General features: G+C 64.4%; 11 protein-coding genes. 6 read left to right on the forward strand and 5 right to left on the reverse strand.

All coding sequences use genetic code 11. The features are described from left to right. Positions 1-70 precede the first annotated feature (70 nt). From ACI3K3_RS02785 to ACI3K3_RS02795, 3 genes are all read right to left on the reverse strand, one after another. Complete coding sequence (locus ACI3K3_RS02785) at positions 71-2,569, reverse strand: TonB-dependent receptor (protein ID WP_404911883.1); 2,499 nt, start codon at positions 2,567-2,569, stop codon at positions 71-73. A 187-nt stretch (positions 2,570-2,756) separates the two neighbouring features. Further along, complete coding sequence (locus ACI3K3_RS02790) at positions 2,757-4,340, reverse strand: cytochrome P450 (protein ID WP_404911885.1); 1,584 nt, start codon at positions 4,338-4,340, stop codon at positions 2,757-2,759. Positions 4,341-4,394: 54 nt separating this feature from the next. Then, the gene (locus ACI3K3_RS02795; RefSeq protein WP_404911886.1) at positions 4,395-4,715 is read right to left on the reverse strand and encodes a 2Fe-2S iron-sulfur cluster-binding protein; all 321 of its coding nucleotides are present in this window, start codon (positions 4,713-4,715) and stop codon (positions 4,395-4,397) included. A 378-nt stretch (positions 4,716-5,093) separates the two neighbouring features. Between ACI3K3_RS02795 and ACI3K3_RS02800 the strand changes: the two genes are divergently transcribed. Genes ACI3K3_RS02800 through ACI3K3_RS02815 form a run of 4 tightly spaced genes read left to right on the forward strand, consistent with a single transcriptional unit; the run spans position 5,094 to position 13,713 of the window. Continuing rightward, positions 5,094-8,618 carry a glycosyl hydrolase gene (locus ACI3K3_RS02800; protein WP_404911887.1) on the forward strand — a complete coding sequence of 1,175 codons (3,525 nt, stop codon included), beginning with the start codon at positions 5,094-5,096 and terminating at the stop codon, positions 8,616-8,618. Positions 8,619-8,668: 50 nt separating this feature from the next. Further along, positions 8,669-11,350: a glycoside hydrolase family 2 TIM barrel-domain containing protein gene (locus ACI3K3_RS02805; RefSeq protein WP_404911889.1), complete on the forward strand. Its 2,682-nt coding sequence runs from the start codon at positions 8,669-8,671 to the stop codon at positions 11,348-11,350. 36 nt (positions 11,351-11,386) lie between these two features. Further along, positions 11,387-12,907, forward strand: coding sequence for a GH39 family glycosyl hydrolase (locus ACI3K3_RS02810; RefSeq protein ID WP_404911891.1), 1,521 nt, complete (start codon positions 11,387-11,389; stop codon positions 12,905-12,907). A gap of 26 nt (positions 12,908-12,933) precedes the next feature. After that, positions 12,934-13,713 (forward strand): FadR/GntR family transcriptional regulator, encoded by a 780-nt coding sequence (locus ACI3K3_RS02815; protein WP_404911892.1) that lies wholly within the window; start codon positions 12,934-12,936, stop codon positions 13,711-13,713. 62 nt (positions 13,714-13,775) lie between these two features. On the opposite strand, the gene ACI3K3_RS02820 is transcribed toward ACI3K3_RS02815, so the two are convergent. After that, on the reverse strand, positions 13,776-14,588 hold the full coding sequence (locus tag ACI3K3_RS02820; protein WP_404911893.1) for an SDR family NAD(P)-dependent oxidoreductase: 813 nt from the start codon (positions 14,586-14,588) through the stop codon (positions 13,776-13,778). A 152-nt stretch (positions 14,589-14,740) separates the two neighbouring features. Here ACI3K3_RS02820 and ACI3K3_RS02825 point away from each other — a divergent pair, with 152 nt between their 5' ends. After that, complete coding sequence (locus ACI3K3_RS02825; RefSeq protein WP_404911895.1) at positions 14,741-15,493, forward strand: SDR family NAD(P)-dependent oxidoreductase; 753 nt, start codon at positions 14,741-14,743, stop codon at positions 15,491-15,493. 24 nt (positions 15,494-15,517) lie between these two features. Next, a complete protein-coding gene (locus tag ACI3K3_RS02830) occupies positions 15,518-16,567 on the forward strand; it encodes a dihydrodipicolinate reductase (RefSeq protein WP_404911897.1) in 1,050 nt (349 codons plus the stop codon). Positions 16,568-16,768: 201 nt separating this feature from the next. Here the strand turns inward: ACI3K3_RS02830 and ACI3K3_RS02835 are convergent, their stop codons facing one another. Then, entirely contained in the window at positions 16,769-17,113 is a 345-nt protein-coding gene (locus ACI3K3_RS02835) for a DUF2322 family protein (RefSeq protein ID WP_404911899.1), read from the reverse strand. Positions 17,114-17,189: the final 76 nt, after the last annotated feature.

The following is a 17,189-nucleotide window of genomic DNA, read 5'->3' on the forward strand; positions in this document are numbered from 1 at the left end:
TTCCAAAAAAAGGGGTTGCAGGCGCCAGGCACCTGCAACCCTCCAGGTTCGGAGTTCTTCGGAGAACGCCCTAGCGCGAACCGATCGCCACGCGGAACGTCACGCCGAATTCGCGCGGAGCGGTGGCCGTCACACCGGCGTAGCGGCTGTTGTAGACGGTAGACCCGATACCCGCGACGCTGAAGGTCGGCGGCGCCAGGAACACATCGGTAACCGACGTGAACTGGGCTACATCGTCCTGGCTGAGCAGCTTGGTCGTCTCGAAGAGGTTCTTGGCGTAAAGCGTGACTTCCCACGCGCCCGATGCCGAGCGCAGGCCACCGTAGAGATTGAAGAGGCCATAGGCGCCCACGTCGTCGAACCGATTGTTGGGATCGGTCTTGGACTTGCCCCGCCAGCTGAACAGCCCGCGCAAGTAGGCATCCATGTCGTTTCCGACCGGCTGGTTGTATTCGGCCCGCAGGACGCCGGTCCACTTGGGCTGGAATGTCGCGCTCTGGCCGCCGCCGGGACACACGGCCAGACGTTCGTCGCCATAGGCCTGCTCCATCTGCCCAAGCGTGGGGGTGACGGTATCTGGGATGCCGTCCGAACCGACCGCTCCGGTCTGGTTGTTCAAGGCATCGGTACAGGCCAGCGACGCATTGCCGATAGTGCTCTTCGCGTAGTTCACGGTCGCGCCGAAGCTCAGGCGGGGGGTCGGATTGAAGGCAAGCTCGGCCTCCACACCGTTTACCTTGACCGGCACGGCGCTCACGAAATTGAAGCTGCCAACGGTGGGCGCACCGGCCGAGTTGATGTTGATATAGGTAATGCCGGCACCGCCCGCACGGTAGGGATAGTTCTTGAATTTCTGGTGATAGGCGGTGAGATTGAAGGTCAGCTTGTGATCGAACCAGTCCGACTTCACGCCGATTTCGTATGACTTCGAACTTTCGGAAGGCAGCGCGATATGGGCGACTTCGTTCGGCGTATAGGGGGCATTCGTGAAGTTGCCGACCGCGACGACGGGCGGACGCCAGGAACTACCGGTGGCCGCATAGACCATGAGCCCCGGCGTGAAGCGATGCTTGATGCTGGCGCTGTAGATTGTGGTATTTTCCTTGACGTCCGACTGCGTGCCGTTCTGCCGCCGGCACGACCCGGCCTGGTACATGTCCGGCGTGCAGCCGATGAACAGGCCGTCGCGGAAGTCCGTGAAGTGGATGCGCCGCAAACCTCCCGACAGTTCCGTCGCCTCGCCAAGATGCAGCGTCAGGTTTCCGAAGAACGATTCCTCCTTGGGCGTGCCCTTGGGAAGATAGATCGGCGTGTCGGTCACGCTGGGGGTGGCGATCGGGATCCCCAGCCCCGCCAACCGCAACTGGGTGATGCTGCTGTCGTTCAGGATCGTGCGGGACGGAACCGCATACTGGAAATAGCCGACGACATAGTCGAACAGACCGGCAATGCGGTCCTGGTTCTGCAGTCGAACCTCATGGCTGGACGTGGTTCCGCGCGTATCGGCTTCCTGTCCGATCGCCAGGTCGGGGAAGAAGTTGGCGAGATCGCGTACGCCGAAGCTGTGATACTTCTGCGAGGTGCGCGACCCGACATAGACGAGGCGCTGCCCCAGGACATCCGCTTCGACATTCCAGTTGTAGAACTGAAACTTCTGCGAGACGGTGCTCGGCCTTGACTGCACCGACAGGTAGTCGTCCAGCCCGATCTCCCCGTAATCCGGCGCATTCGCCGAAGGCGTATAGGCGGGATTGTAGTCGCTTACGGAACGAACCTGGTCATACCGCAGGGCCTTGCTCTGCATGCCTTCGTAAAGGAAGCCGAAGCGCAGCCATTGCGCCGGTTCGAAGCGAACCGTCGCGCGGATCGCATTGGTCTCGCTGCGCGGTTTCACATCGCTGTTGATGCTCGTCACGCGGTTGAGCCGGTCGAACTTGTGCAGTCCGGCCACCCGGATGCCCAGCACATCCTCCACGATCGGAATGTTCAGCACGCCGTTGAGGTTCGAGGCAGAACCCGATCCTAACGTACCCGTTATGTAGCCTCCGGGCTGGACGAGGTCGGGGAGCCTTGTGGTCGCGGTGATCGAGCCGGACGGCGTCGAGCGGCCGCGCAGCGTCCCTTGCGGCCCGCGCAGCACTTCGATCTGACCGACATCGTACATGGTCTGGAATACGAAGTTGGAAGGTACCGGGGCGTCGTTGCGATAATACTGGATCGTGCCGTTCTCGGCGCTGACGTTGACATCGTGGTTGACGCCGCGGATCGACGATGACGTTCCGATCCCATTCGCGTTGGGCGTCAGTTGCAGGCCCGGTACGACTGAACCGATCTCGGTAAAGTTGCGAATGTTGAGCTTGTCGATCGTATCCGCCGTCACCGCATTGACGACCAGCGGCACGTCCTGAAGGCTTTCGTCACGACGACGCGCCTGGACGATGATCTCATTGGCGATCGATGCCTCTGTGCCGGCGGCGACCACCGGCGCCGCTTGCTCGGCCTGTTGAGCGTAAGCCGGTACCGACATGGCCGTCATACTGACCCCGGCAAGCACAAGACCCCTCTTCATGCGCATCGATTCCCCTTCCCATGACTATTTTTTACACGCTTTTAATGCGACACTGTATCGCATTGGTCAAGCCGATCCAGCATCGATCGGCCTGACCCTTCGCCCCGGCGAATTCTTTATCTGGTTGGAGATCCGGCACCGCCTCGCCCTGCGAACAGTGCCGGTCGTCGGGCTTAACTACACGCCTTTACTGGGCAGGCAGGCCCGCCAGATCGCTGTCGACAGCGTCGAGCGCCTCGTTGGTGAACTGCCCGGGGGCAAACTTCTGGATCGCCCGCAAGGTCATCGATTTCGCCATGCCGATGCGCTTGTCCGTGGTGATGCCGGGGAAGTGCCTGTCGAGCACTTCCTTCGCCGCCGCGTCCTTCAGGAGCACGGCCAGCTTCGTTACTGCGGTCGAATAGCCAGCTGAGGGCGCAGCGGCCGGCGACGAAGGCGGCACGGGCGCTTCGCTCTTCTGGATGACGGAAGGCCCGATGGAGGCAAGATCCACGCCTTCCGCCGGAGTCAGCTTGAGGTGGAGTTCGGCAAGCCCCCGGATGATGAAGCTCGGCTCGAAGACGAGCTTGCGGGCGCCGCGCGGTCCGTGGACGGCGGGATCGAGGTCGATGTCAGAGGTATACTTGAGCAGCTTTTCCAGGATCACCCGCACTTCCACGCGGGCCAGCGGTGCCCCCGCGCAGGTGTGGGCGCTGCGACCGAAAGCGACATGTTCCCGGATCTTCGGACGATCGAGCTTGAAGGCCTTGGGATCTTCCCAGCGCCGGGGGTCGCGATTGGCCGCCGCGATCGCCAGCATGATCTTCGTCCCGGCCTTGATCTCCAGATCGCCGATCCGGGTATCCTTGCGCGCCAGGCGTGCGGTCTGCTTGGTCGAGCCTTCGAGACGCAGGACTTCCTCGATCAAGGCCGGGATCAGCGACGGATCGGCGCGGAGGCGATCCTGCAACCCAGGCTGGTCGACGATGTAGCGCATCGCATTGCCCAGCAGTTTCGCGCTGGTATCCTGGCCCGCGCCGAACATGAACATGCCGAGTTTGACGATCGCCATCTCGTCGGGAAGCGTGCCGTCCGGGTAGCGCGCATTGGCCAGTTCCGAGAGGATGTCCTGCGTCGGGTTGGCGCGCCGATCCGCGACATATTGCGCGAAGTAGCCGCCCATGATCATGAAGGGGTGGTCTTCGGCGTCGAGGTCGAGTTCGCCATCGAGGTTGCCGGGCGGCGGAGCGTCCTGGATGATGTCCATGAACTTCTGGCGATCCTCCGCCGGAATGCCCAGGAGATCGGCGATGACCAGGGTCACGAACGGCGTCGCGATCTTGCCGACAAGTTCGACCTTGCCGTTGGCGACGGCTTCGCGCGCGAGTTCGTCCGAATAGGCCTGGATGAACTCCTCGTTCGCCTTGAGCCGTGACGGCGTGAAGAGGCGGTTGACCAGCGAACGAAGCTGGAGGTGGGTGTTGTCGTCCAGATTGACGAGCAGATCGCCGCCGTGGAATTCATCGCGATGGGCTTCGATCTCGGCCGTGATATCGCCGCCCTGCGCTGCGAACGGCAGCGGGGCGGAGGCACCCTGAAGACCGATGATGGCCGAGAAATCGTCTGAGTTACGCATGATTTCAAGGGTTTCCTCGAAACCCATGACCATCAGATAGTCCTTGCCCTTGGGCTGATAGATCGCGCCCTTTTCGCGCACGGCCTCGAAGTAGGCATAAGGATCCACCAGGATCTCGTGGTCGGTGAAGTAATCCCGATCCGCCAGTTCAGTCATTGTTCCTGCTCCTGTTCCTTGCTGCCCCGGCTTCCCGCAGGGGCTTGGTATCTCTCAATCTTCGGGCGCGATCCTGACGCGCAGCCCGTCGAGCGCATCGGTGACCTGCAACTGGCAGGAGAGGCGCGACCGGCCGTCCCGATGGTTGGACGAATCCAGCAGATCGTTCTCGTCGTCGCTCATCGCACCGAGATCGAGCGCGCCCTGTCCCTCCTCGACATGGACATGACAGGTGGCGCAGGAGCAGCAGCCTCCGCACAGCGCCAGCAGTTCATCGAAACCCGCGTCCCTTATGACTTCCATGACGGTCTGACCGGGCCTGGCCTCAACGGCCGTTTCCTCTCCGGACGCGCCCACAACGATAATCGATGCCATCTTCCAGGCCCTCTCCTGCACATGGTTCAGCTCTTGCCGCGGCTCGGCATCGGCGTGTCGGCCGGCATTGCCGGTCGCGAGAAGCCGACTCCAACTTTACGCGATACACTGTCGCATACTTGCTGACGGAGCGGTGCGTCAAGGCTCAAGCATGAACCTGATCGTGGAGACGCTATCTTCGCCGGCTAGCGGTTCCGCGCCCCCTGGGAGCTCAAATCCGTTGGACAGAGCCTGCTTTGCCGCCCCAAGCTGCTAGAGCGCGGCAGATCGCCGGGAGAAAGTGGACGACCAAAATCGAGCATTGGATTGACAGGTCTGAAAGCAATATTTAAGCGCCAGTGCGTCGCACAAAGATGCGATCTGGGAGAAAGCGCATGAGTGCCTGCGCAAGCGGCAGCCATGTCGCCCGAGGCATGCGAGGCAGGCATCACGATGAAGGAAGCGACGTTCCGGCTCGATGGCAGTTCCGTGAAACGGGCGTTGCTGCTGTCGGCTGCCCTATGCGCCGTGCCTGCACTGGGTGAGGATGCCGCCCCGGCCAGGCGGGAGGCTCCCAAGCCGGAAATCTCGGACAATCTGGAAGAGGCTTTCAGCGATCCGTCCATGGATGCCAGGCCGCGCGTCTGGTGGCATTGGATCGACGGCAATATAACCGAAGACGGCCTGCTCAAGGATCTCGCCTGGATGAAGCAGGTCGGGATCGGCGGGGCGCAGACTTTCGACGTCAACCTGCAAAGCCCCCAGATCGTCGACCAGCGGCTGGTCTACATGACCCCGGCATGGAAATCGGCCTTCAGGTCTGCGGCCAGGGAAGCGGACCGGCTGGGAATAGAGCTGGCCATCGCTTCATCGCCGGGATGGTCGGAAACCGGCGGCCCCTGGGTCCCCCCCGCAGACGGCATGAAGAAACTGGTCTGGAGCGAAGCCACGATCGAGGGCGGCAGTGCCTCCCTGCACAGGCTCCCATCGCCGCCGTCCGTAACCGGCCCGTTTCAATCGATCGCCGCGAAGTCCGGCACCAATTCCACGATCAACGAGAAGGCGCCGCCGGTTCCATCGCCGTTCTACCGGGACGTCGCGGTGCTGGCCTTTCCCGCTGCCGAAAGCGGCAAGCCCGCGCCGGCATCCTACGTCGACGGCACCGGCCAGACCATCGCGGGCGAGCCGCTCACGGATGGAAACCTGGAATCCGCCGTGGAGCTTCCCAAGGCCGCAAAGGGCATGACCGTCCTGCAAATGGACTATGCCCGCCCGCGCACCATGCGTTCGCTGAGCCTGTTCGTGCCCGATGGCGCGGGCAAGTTCATCGGCGCCAATCTCAAGGCAAGGCTGGAAGCGGAAACCCGCCATGGCGAGTGGACATCCATATCCGAAATCCCGCTGGCACGGGTACCCACGACAGTGGCCTTCCAGCCGGTTACGGCCAGCAGGTTCCGTATCGCATTTCAGGAAGCGAGCAGCCTTCCGAACATCGCGCCCCCGCCGCCCGGCGTCGATCTCTCCGCGCTCGCAGCAGGGTTTTCCGGAGGAAAGCCCGCAAAGACCATCCGCATCGGCGAACTGGCCCTTTCCGAGGTCGATCGCGTCAACCGCGCCGAGGCCAAGGCGGGCTTCGACATCGTTCCCGATTACTACGCCCTCGACAAGGGGCTCGCGGATGTAACGGGTACGCCTCCCAGCAGGATCCTGGACCTGACCGGGCGCCTTCGCGCCGACGGGACGCTCGACTGGTCCGCGCCGAAAGGGCGATGGCACGTCATCCGCTTCGGCTATTCGCTTGTCGGCACGATGAACCACCCCGCCCCGCTGGAAGCGACCGGGCTCGAAGTGGACAAGTACGACGGTGCCGCGGTGCGGCGCTACATGGATCACTATCTCGCCACCTATCGGGAGGCGGTCGGCCAGGAACTGACGGGGGCGAGAGGTATCCGCGCCATCCTGACCGACAGCATAGAGGTGGGCGCCGCGAACTGGACGCCGGGCATGATCGAACGGTTCACCCGCCTGCGCGGATACGACCCACTTCCCTGGTTGCCCGCCCTCACCGGCAGGATCGTAGGATCGCGCAGCCAGAGCGAACGCTTCCTCTACGACTTTCGCCGGACCCTGGCAGACCTGCTCGCCAGCGACCATTACGGCACGATCGCAAAGGCGGCCCATGACAACGGCCTCATCGTCTATGGCGAGGCGCTGGAAGATCATCGCCCGCAACTCGGCGACGACATGGCCATGCGCAAATCGGCCGATGTTCCGATGGCCGCCATGTGGTCGTTTCCGCGCGCCAGCGGACCCAAGCGGACTTATCTCGCCGACATGAAGGGGGCTGCCTCGGTCGCGCACATCTATGGCCGAAAGTTCGTTGCGGCAGAGTCGCTGACGTCGATGCTCTCGCCCTGGTCCTACGGTCCGGCAGAACTCAAGCGCATGATCGACCTGGAGTTCGCGAGCGGCATCAATCGCCCGGTGATCCATACCTCGGTCCACGTCCCGGTAGACGATCGCAAGCCGGGGCTGCGAATGTCGATCTTCGGGCAGGACTTCAATCGCAACGAAGCCTGGGGCGCGCTCGCGCGTCCGTGGATGGACTATATCGCCCGCAACGCGTTGCTCTTGCAGCAGGGCCGGAACCTTGCCGACATCGCCTATTTCCATGGCGAGGAAGCACCGCTGACGGCGCTGTTCGGAGACGAGGTGGTATCCGGCATTCCCGCCGGCCATGCCTTCGACTTCGTGAACGCCGATGCGCTTCTGGAAGCAATGGACACGGACGGCGCGGATATCGTCAGCTCCGGCGGCGCGCGCTACCGGGTGCTCTTCCTGGGCGGCTCATCCAACCGCATGAGCCTTGCCGTGCTGGAGAAGATCGCCAGCCTGGTGGAGCGGGGCGCCACGGTCATCGGTCGACGTCCAGGCGACGAGCCCGGCATTGCGGCGAACCCCGGACGCTACACTAAGCTGCTGGACCTGCTCTGGCCGGGATCGTCCGGCACGGGCGTGGGGCCTGCTCGCGTCGGAAAGGGGCGCGTCATCGCCACGGACGATCTGGCATCGGCATTGATGCAGATCGACCTGTCCCCCGACCTCAGCTTCACCGGCGCGCAGGCAGACAGCGACCTGCCCTTCGTCCATCGCAAATTGCCCGATGGAGACCTCTACTTCATCTCGAACCAGAAGGACCGCGCCGAGACGATCGAGGCAAGCTTCCGGGTCTCCGGCAAGGTACCGGAACTCTGGCACGCGGAGACAGGCCGGTCCGAACCGGTCGGTTATGAAATGCGCGGCGGCAGGACTCATGTCGCACTTACGCTGGCGCCGGACGAATCCGTCCACGTTGTCTTCCGGAAAGACACCACCGAGACGCATGGCAATATCGCCCCCGTCCAGCTTGTCGAGCAAGCCGTTCTGGCAGGTCCGTGGGACGTCGCGTTCGAGCCGGGTCGCGGGGCGCCGGCCACGACGCGCCTGCCCCGGCTTGCCCCCCTCAATGACAATCCCGACCCGGCAATTCGCTATTTCTCGGGGCTGGCAACCTACACCAGGCATATCGACGTCCCGCGCGGCTGGAAGAAGGGTTCGCCGCTCTACCTGGACCTTGGCGAGGCCCGCGAGATAGCGGAAGTCAGCATCAACGGGCAGCTTGCCGGCTATGCCTGGCACCGCCCCTATCTCGTCGATATCGGCGCGGTGGCGAAGCCGGGCAGGAACCGGCTGCAAATCCGCGTCGCCAATCTCTGGGTGAACCGCCTGATCGGTGACGCGCAAGCCGGCGATACTGCCGGGACGCCGAAAGTGTCTTGGACGGCCACACCCACCTATCGAAAGGACGCGCCCTTGCGTCCGTCCGGGCTGATCGGCCCTGTCCGTCTGCTGCGTCCGTCTGCTGCTTACACGGCGGACCGGTGAATGGCCAGAACAGTCCGCAGACGGATGCAAGGTATTCGGGAGAGCAAGAGATGAGCGATTTCAAACGGGCCGCTGCGGCAATCCTCTGCGCGGCGATGGCGGGAAGCATACTCGGAGCCGCGCCGGTGGCGGCCGCGCCTGCCGAAACCAACGCCAGGCCTGACTCCGCGCGCGCGACGATGGACCTTTCGCAAGGCTGGCGGTTCCGCTTCGGCAACGAAGGCCAGACAGTAACCGAAGCCGCTTTCGACGACAGCGCCTGGGACAAAGTCTCCGTCCCCCACAGCTGGAACCATATCGGCGCCTACGCGCTGAGCCGCGGCGATGAGACCGACAACCGGCAGGGCGTGGGCTGGTATCGCCTCTGGGTCCAGGCCCCGAAGTCGCGCACCGGGGACAGGCAGTATCTGGACTTCGCGGCGGTCGGAAAGATTGCGGAAGTGTGGGTCAATGGCCGTCATGTCGGCACGCACAAGGGCGCGTTCTCCCGCTTCCGGCTCGACGTGACCGATGCCTGGAGGCCGGGCGAGCGCAATCTCGTGGTGGTCAGCGCGGACAATTCCAAGCCCGAGCCGGGCAGCAGCACGTCCGAGGTCATTCCGCTTTCGGGCGACTTCTTCGTGCATGGCGGCATCTACCGCGAGGTATCGCTGCTCCAACTGCCCGCGACATCGATCGACCCGCTCGATTTCGGCGGCCCCGGCGTCTACGCGCGGGCTACCGAAATCACCGACCGACAGGCGAGCGTCGAAGTGCTGACCCGGCTGCGCAATTCCGGAGCCGCGCGGGACCGCCTGTCGCTGTCCACCGAGATCCGAGACGCCAAAGGCAAAGTCGTTGCCCGTGCCACCCAGCCGGTATCCCTGGCATCCGGCACCGGCGAAGCCAGAGTCCGTCTCGATATCGCACGCCCGCACCGCTGGGACGGACGAACCGATCCCTACCTCTATTCGGTGACGGCCACCCTTGCAGACGGAAAGACGATCCTCGACCGCGTCTCGCAGCCGCTAGGACTGCGCACCTTCCGCTTCGATGCCGATGCCGGCTTCTCGCTCAACGGTCGCCACGTCAAACTGCGCGGGGTATCGCGCCATCAGGATGCGCTTGGTTCGGGCTGGGCGCTCACGGCGGCGCAACATGCGCAGGACATGGCCCTGATCGAGGAACTCGGCGCGAACACGATCCGGCAGGCGCACTACCAGCACGCCGACCTATGGTCCGATCTGGCCGATAGGGCCGGGATGGTGGTCTGGGCGGAGCTGCCTTACGTCACCGCGCCCAGTCTTTCCGGGGGACAGGGCTCGCCCAGCCTCTGGGCCAATGCCGAACAGCAGCTTCGCGAGCAGATCCGCCAGAGCTACAACCACCCCGCCATCCTGATGTGGTCGGTGGGCAATGAAGTGGATTCCGCCAAGGGGTTCGGCGTCAAAGGCAATCCGCCCAAGCCGCTCGCCCTGCTCCAGCATCTCAATGCCATCGCCAAGCAGGAAGACCCCGATAGGCCGACCACCTTTGCCGACTGCTGCGAAGGCCTCAGCCTGGTGCAGACCGCCGGAGAGAAGCTGGCCGGAACCACCGACCTGATCGGCTACAATCGCTATTACGGCTGGTACTATCCCAATCCGCTGGAGGCGCGGAAGGATCTGGGCGATACGCTCGACACGTTCCACAAGGCACATCCCGCCCTGCCGTTGTCCCTGACCGAATATGGCGCGGGCGGGGCGATCAGCCAGCATAGCGACGACGTGCTGAACGGTTTCGTCAACTTTGTCGGCCGCCCGCATCCGGAGGAATATCAGGCCTGGGTGCACGAGCAGGTCTGGCCCTCGATCAATAGCCGCAACTTCATCTTCGCAAGCTGGGTCTGGGCCATGTTCGACTTCTCCAGCGACCTGCGGGACGAAGGCGATGCCGTGGACCTCAATGACAAGGGCCTGGTCACGGCAGACCGCAAGGAGCGCAAGGACGCCTTCTGGTTCTACAAGATCGCCTGGGCCGACAAGCCCGCCATACGTTTCGCCGGCACCCGTTATGTCGATCGCGCCTATCCGGTGATGGACGTGAAGGCCTACACTACCGCGCCTTCCGCCACGCTCACGATGAACGGCAAGGTCATCGGCGAGGCGCCTTGCCCGCAGTTCGTCTGCGAGTGGAAGAACGTGGCGCTGCGCCCCGGTGCCAATGCCGCGACGGTTTCGGCCGATGTGGCCGGGCAGACCATTCGCGACGGAACCTCGTGGAACGGGCCGGATCCGGATCGCACGGGCCTGCGCATCAATGCCGGCAGCCTTGCCGGGCTGGAACTCGGCGCGCGGCATTTCGGATCGGATACTTTCGTGAAGGGCGGCAAGCCGGTGGTGCTCAACCTCGTCGGCTTCGGCGGGCGCTCTATGGCCCCGATCCGCAAGGTGGAGGCTGCCGATCCGGCGCTGTTCGACTATTGGCGCGACGGCACGGCCTATGCCTACGACATCCCGCTGCCGAACGGCCGCTGGACCGTGACGCTGCGCCTGTTCGAGCCGCGAAAGACGCCTTCGCCCGACCAGGCCCTGACCGTCACTGCCAACGGCCAGGTCGCGATCTCCGGCATCAACCTGCTGAAGGCAGCGGGCGCACCGCTCAAGGAAGTGGTCCGCAGCTTCCCGATCACCGTGACGGACGGACGGCTCAAGCTCGATTTCACCAGCGTTTCCGGCAACGCCGCGCTGGCGGCCATCGAAATCGCACACTGACAGACCCGCGCATCGGGCAATTCCCGGGAGAAAACCATGTTCGATCGACGCACGTTCCTTGCATCGGGCGCTGCCGCAGCGGCCCTTTCCTCCGGTAGCCTGCGCGCTGCTGCCGTTACGGCGGAAACGGTTCGGGTCGACACCCGCGCCGTCATGGGCGCCCTTCCCCATGTCTGGGAGGAATCCGTCGGCTCGGACCGTGCCGCGATCACCATGCGCGAGGAATGGCGACAGGACATGCGGATCGGCCTGGCCGAGGCGGGCTTCAAGCGGGCGCGCTTCCACGGCATCTTCAACGACGAACTTGGCGTGTTCGGCAAGAGCATCCTGGAAATGCGCCGCAATGGCGGACCGAACTGGCTCAACGTCCACCGCGTCTATGACGGCCTGATCGACATCGGCGTCGATCCCTATGTCGAGCTGAGCTTCATGCCGGGCAGGCTGGCTTCCGGCAAGACGCAGTTCGGGTTCTACGGCGGCAACATCACCCCGCCCACCTCCGATGCCGAATTCGCGTCCTTTATCAAGTCGTTCACCGCCGCCATGGTCGATCGCTACGGTATCGACCGCGTCCGCACGTGGCCTTTCGAAGTCTGGAACGAGCCCAATCTCTCGTTCTTCTGGACGGCGGACAAGCAGCGCTACTTCGACATGTACAAGGCCGCCGCCGTCGCCATCAAGTCGGTCGACCCGCGCATCCAGGTCGGCGGCCCGGCGACTTCGAAGACGGCGTGGATCGGCGATTTCGCGCAATGGTGCGCGGCGAACAACGCCCCGGTCGATTTCTTCGCCACCCACGTCTACGCCGGCGACGACCAGAACGACGTCTTCGGCAAGGATGCGCCCCGTCGCAACGTCAACGACGTGATTCCCGACGCCCTGGCTAATGCGCGGCGGACCATCGATTCAGGTCCGCATGCCGGCAAGCCGATGTGGCTGTCCGAATGGTCGTCGGACAGTCCGGCGATGATCGCGCATGTCATTGCGCAGGGCATGGCGCATTGCGCGGGCATGTCGCAATGGACGCTCAGCGGCATGTACGAGGAGCTGGGCGTGGACGACTACATGCTCAAGGAGGGCTCGATGGGCTGGAGCATGATGATCGACGGTATCGCGAAGCCTTCGTTCAACGCCTATCGGCTGCTGCACCGCCTCGGCACCGAGCGGCTGGCCGCGCAAGGCTCCGCGCTGGCGTCGCGCGACAAGGCAGGGCGTATCTCCGTGCTCGTGTGGAACCTTGCGGAAGTGGATCAGCCCGGCGGCATTCCGGGCATGACCGCCGAGCGCAAGATACGCGGCGCATCCAAGCGCATCACGCTGGCGCTGGACGGGATCAAGGGCCGCAGGACTGCGGAGGTGCGCTATGTCGACTGGGAGCGCGGCTCACCGATGCCGGCCTGGCGCGCAATAGGATCGCCGCAATATCCGTCTCGCGCACAGGTGGCGCAATTGCGCAAGGCTTCGCTTCCCGTGGTCGAGCGGCGGCGCCTCGAAAGCGACGGCACGCTGACGCTTGACCTCCCACCCGAAGGTCTGGCGCTGGTCGAACTGATCTGACCTCGGTCAGGGAAAAGGGCAAAGGCGTGGACATCATCGGCGCGAAAGCCTCCAGCCCGCATGGCTTCGCGGCCGATGAAACGCGGCTCTACAGGCGCGTGGCCCGCGCCATGATCGACGACCTGCAATCCGGCACCTACACCGTCGGGGATCGCATGCCTGCAGAGCGCGATATCGCGGCCCGGCTGGGCGTCAGCCGCCCGGTCGTGCGCGAAGCGATGCTCGCAATGGAAGTGCTCGGCCTGGTGGAAGCCCGCCTGGGATCGGGAACGTTCGTGAACCGGCTGCCCGGCGACCGGGAGGAACCTCCGTTCACGGTCAGTCCGTTCGAACTGGTGGAGGCGCGGCTACTGTTCGAAGGGGAGGCCGTAGCCCTCGCGGCCCAGCACATCAGCGATGACGAGGTTCTGCGGCTGGAAAGTCTGGTATCCGCCATGCAGCATGAGAATGCGAAGGAAGACGGCGAAGAGAACGCCGACATGGCGTTCCACATGACGATCGCGCGGGCAAGCCGGAACGCCGCCGTGGAGCGGACCATCGAGCAACTCTGGCTGCTGCGCTCGACCTCGCCGGAGTGCCGCCTGCTTCTGGAAAAGGCGCGGACCGCGAACGTGCGCCCGGTGGTCGAGGAACATGCGGCCATAGTCGCCGCGCTGAAAATGCGCGATCCGGCCGCTGCAAGGGTCGCCATGCACGCGCACCTGGGCGCCGTGCTTCAACACCTGCTGTTCGCATTGGAGGAAGAGGCCGTGGCTGCGGCGCGCCAGTCGGTCGAGGCCACCCGGCAACGCTTCCAGCGTCCTTAGGCAGGCAACGCGCCGAGGGCGTAGACCTAACGGTCCACGCCCCCTCATGGATCGGGCGTCGATCAGGCGGCGATGCCGCCATCGAGAAGCAGGGTGCTGCCCGTCATGAACATCGACAGGTCCGAGGCGCAGAACAGGATCGCGCGGGCGATGTCATCGGCCACGCCGACCCGGCCCAACCGGCTCGCGCCGATGCCGGGAATCGGGCAATTCCTGATCGTCTCCTCGTCCCATTCCGCGATGAACATCGTCTTTTCCGTGAGCGAGAATCCCGGCGCCACGCCCAGGACGCGAATGCCGTGGCCGCCCAGTTCGATGGCAAGCTGCTTCGTCAGCCCGACGACGCCATGCTTGGACGAGCAATAGGCCGCCTGCCCTTCGGAAATGCCCATGACGCCGGCGAGCGACGCGACGTTGACGATAACCCCGCCCTGATTCGCGGCGATCATGCGACGTGCCGCCTCCCGCGCCCCGACGAACGCTCCCCGAAGATTGATCGCCAGGACGTTGTCGAACTCTTCCTCGTCCAGATCGAGCAGCGGGGTGAACGAGGGGATGCCCGCGTTGTTCACCCAGATGTCCAGCTTGCCGAACCTGCTCTCGGCAAGGTCCGCCACCGCGATGATCGAACCGGCGTCCCCGGCATCGAGCCGTGTGGCAGAGACATCGGCGGAATAGAGTTCGGCAAGCTCCCGGGCGGTCGTGGCTGCGGCCTCTTCGTCGATATCGGCCACGATCACGGCGGCGCCTGCTTCGGCCAGGCGCCTGGCGGTGGCCTTGCCAAGGCCCCAGGCCGCCCCGGTGACGACCGCGCTCCTGCCCGCAAGGGAAATAAGCTCGCTTATGGAGCGGCTGGAGACGTCCGGAACTGGCATTTTCACTCTCCCATATCGGTCGCGCGATCCGAATCACGCAGCTGCCCCCTTGCCTATCCGGACGCTGGACACGGCGCAAGTTATGCGCCACGTTATCGCACAAATGGCAGGCCCGGGCAAAGCGACGGGCCGAGACAAATGGGAGAGTGCAAATGGTTGCCAATCGCGTGGTCGTGGTCACGGGCGGCGCTTCGGGCATCGGCCTGGGCGTGTGCCAATTGTTCGCCCGCAAGGGACATCCGGTTGCGATGCTGGACATTCAGGACGAGGCGCTGGAACGGGAAAGCACCGCGCTGCGATCGGAGGGCGCGCGAATACTGGCGCGCCGGGTCGACGTTTCCGACCGGGACGACGTGGAGGCCGCCTACGCGGCGATCCGGGCCGAACTGGGGCCTATCGCCATCGTCGTCGCCAATGCGGGTATTTCCGAGGGAATCCGCTTCCTCGACGTCACCCTGCCGGTCTGGCAGCGCATGATCGACATCAACCTGAGCGGCGTCTTCCATACCGTCCAGGCCGCCTTGCCGGACATGGTCGCGGCGAAATGGGGGCGCGTGATCACGATCTCCTCTCAAGCGGCGCAATCGGGCGCCGCCGATCGCGCGCACTATGCGGCGGCCAAAGGCGGCGTGATCGGCCTGACCCGCTCGCTTGCCCGCGAGTTCGCGGCGGAGGGGATCACCGTAAACACGATCCCGCCCTCGGTCGTGGCCACGCCCATGGCCGATCAGGGGATAGCGGCCGGCACGTTCCCGCCACTCGAAGTGATCGCCCAGCACATCCCGATCCCGCGTGCCGGCACGCCCGAAGATATCGCCGCCGCCTGCGCGTACCTCGCATCGGATGGCGCCAGCTACGTCACCGGCCAGGTGCTGGGCGTAAACGGCGGCATGTTCATAGGCTGATCGCCGCATATGGGAGCAGGAACAATGACGAAGCCATCAGGCGCGGAGAAACTGCGCATCGTGCAATGGGCGACCGGAACCGTGGGAGCGACGGCCATGCGTGCCGTGATTTCGCATCCCGACCTGGAACTGGTGGGGGTCAAGGTCTATTCCCCCGCGAAAGTCGGCAAGGACGCGGGCGAACTCTGCGGATCGTCGCCGACCGGCATCCGGGCCGTGACGGACCTCCAGGAAATCCTGGCCCTGAAGCCGGACTGCGTGCTCTATATGCCGGAACAGACCGACTACGACGATGTCTGCGCGTTGCTGGAAAACGGCATCAATGTCTCCTCTACCCGCGCCGAGTTCTTCCACCCCGGAAGCATGGACCCGCAGATCCGCGCCAGGATCGAGGCTGCCTGCGCCACGGGCGGCAGTTCGCTCCACAGTTCGGGCAGCAGCCCCGGCTTCATCACCGAAGCGCTGCCGCTGGTGCTGCTTTCGCTGACGAGGCGGCTCGATCTTCTGACGATCGACGAGTTCGCCAACTGCATCGATGGCTGTTCGGAAGAGATGCTGCTGGGCATCATGGGCTTTGGCGACAGCCCCGAGCGTTTCGCCGAACGCCCCTTCTACGAGCGGGACGAGGTCTTCAATCATTCGCTTCGCGCGCTTGCGCAGGCGGTCGGCATCGAGATCGAACGGTTCGAAGTGTCCAGCGAAGTCGCGCTGGCGGCCGAGCCGGTGAAGCTTCACGAAACGGTGATCCCGGCCGGAACGGTGGCGGGGCAGAGAATGGTAACGACCGGCTACCGCAACGGCGAGCCGGTCATGCGCTTTCGCTGCAACTGGTTCGTCAGCGAGAGTCTGGAGCCGGCCTGGGATCTTCGTGCCGATGGCTGGCGCGTGACCGTGGAAGGCGACACGCCGCTGGACATCAGCATCGGCTTTCCGATCCCCGCTGCCGAGCGACAGGCCACGCTCCCGAACCTCACCGCGCATCGACCGGTCAACGTGGTTCAAGCGCTATGCGCGGCTGCTCCGGGGATATGCACCACGGCGGATCTGCCCCTGAGCATTTCACGCCTGGGATGACCGGCACAGGCCGTCGCCGCTCCACCTCCTCGAGCCTCGCAACGAACAAAAAAAGCCGGCCACGAGGGCCGGCTGGGATAGGTTTTGGGAGAGGATGCCTGAAAGGCAAGGGCGATATGGTTCGACCGCGCCGCTTATGCAATTGTGGATTTTGCAACCACAATTGCCTTTTCGGTGCCGATTCCCATGCGCCCGGCGCAATCAGGACTGGAGAGCAACGATTTCCAGCCGCAGCGAAGGTGCGCCCCCAGCGATGGCCAGCAGACGATCGATGTTCGGGTGTGCTCCCGGACGCTGCCGCGCATCCGCCGTATGCTCTGCGAACACCAGAAGACCATGCTCTGCCGCGTCCCGGTCGAGTACGCCGAAGCTCTGTCTAAGGTACTGGTAGACGGCCAGCGAGCCCTGCTTGCCGGGCTGGTTCTCGATGCTGTCGATCACCGAGCCGTCCGCGTCGATCAGGTGAAGGCGTTCGATGCCGTCGATGGAGGGCAGTTGCTGGAGGTTGTCCCTGAACGTCGGCTGCGGCAGAATCTTGGCGAGCATGTCTCGAAATCCCGTGTGAATGACGGGGCGCCGCGTACCATCTGCAACCGTGCAGGCAAGGCCAAACGGGCTTTGA

Origin of the sequence: Novosphingobium sp. ZW T3_23 (assembly GCF_044987305.1) — a bacterium.
Taxonomy (GTDB): domain Bacteria; phylum Pseudomonadota; class Alphaproteobacteria; order Sphingomonadales; family Sphingomonadaceae; genus Novosphingobium.

Excerpts from the sequence above, each read along its gene's own strand:
- ACI3K3_RS02785 (WP_404911883.1), bottom strand. The coding sequence starts at position 2,569 with ATGAAGAGGGGTCTTGTGCTTGCCGGGGTCAGTATGACGGCCATGTCG.
- ACI3K3_RS02820 (WP_404911893.1), bottom strand. The coding sequence starts at position 14,588 with ATGCCAGTTCCGGACGTCTCCAGCCGCTCCATAAGCGAGCTTATTTCC.
- ACI3K3_RS02830 (WP_404911897.1), top strand. The coding sequence starts at position 15,518 with ATGACGAAGCCATCAGGCGCGGAGAAACTGCGCATCGTGCAATGGGCG.
- ACI3K3_RS02835 (WP_404911899.1), bottom strand. The coding sequence starts at position 17,113 with ATGCTCGCCAAGATTCTGCCGCAGCCGACGTTCAGGGACAACCTCCAG.
- ACI3K3_RS02825 (WP_404911895.1), top strand. The coding sequence starts at position 14,741 with ATGGTTGCCAATCGCGTGGTCGTGGTCACGGGCGGCGCTTCGGGCATC.
- ACI3K3_RS02795 (WP_404911886.1), bottom strand. The coding sequence starts at position 4,715 with ATGGCATCGATTATCGTTGTGGGCGCGTCCGGAGAGGAAACGGCCGTT.
- ACI3K3_RS02790 (WP_404911885.1), bottom strand. The coding sequence starts at position 4,340 with ATGACTGAACTGGCGGATCGGGATTACTTCACCGACCACGAGATCCTG.
- ACI3K3_RS02805 (WP_404911889.1), top strand. The coding sequence starts at position 8,669 with ATGAGCGATTTCAAACGGGCCGCTGCGGCAATCCTCTGCGCGGCGATG.
- ACI3K3_RS02810 (WP_404911891.1), top strand. The coding sequence starts at position 11,387 with ATGTTCGATCGACGCACGTTCCTTGCATCGGGCGCTGCCGCAGCGGCC.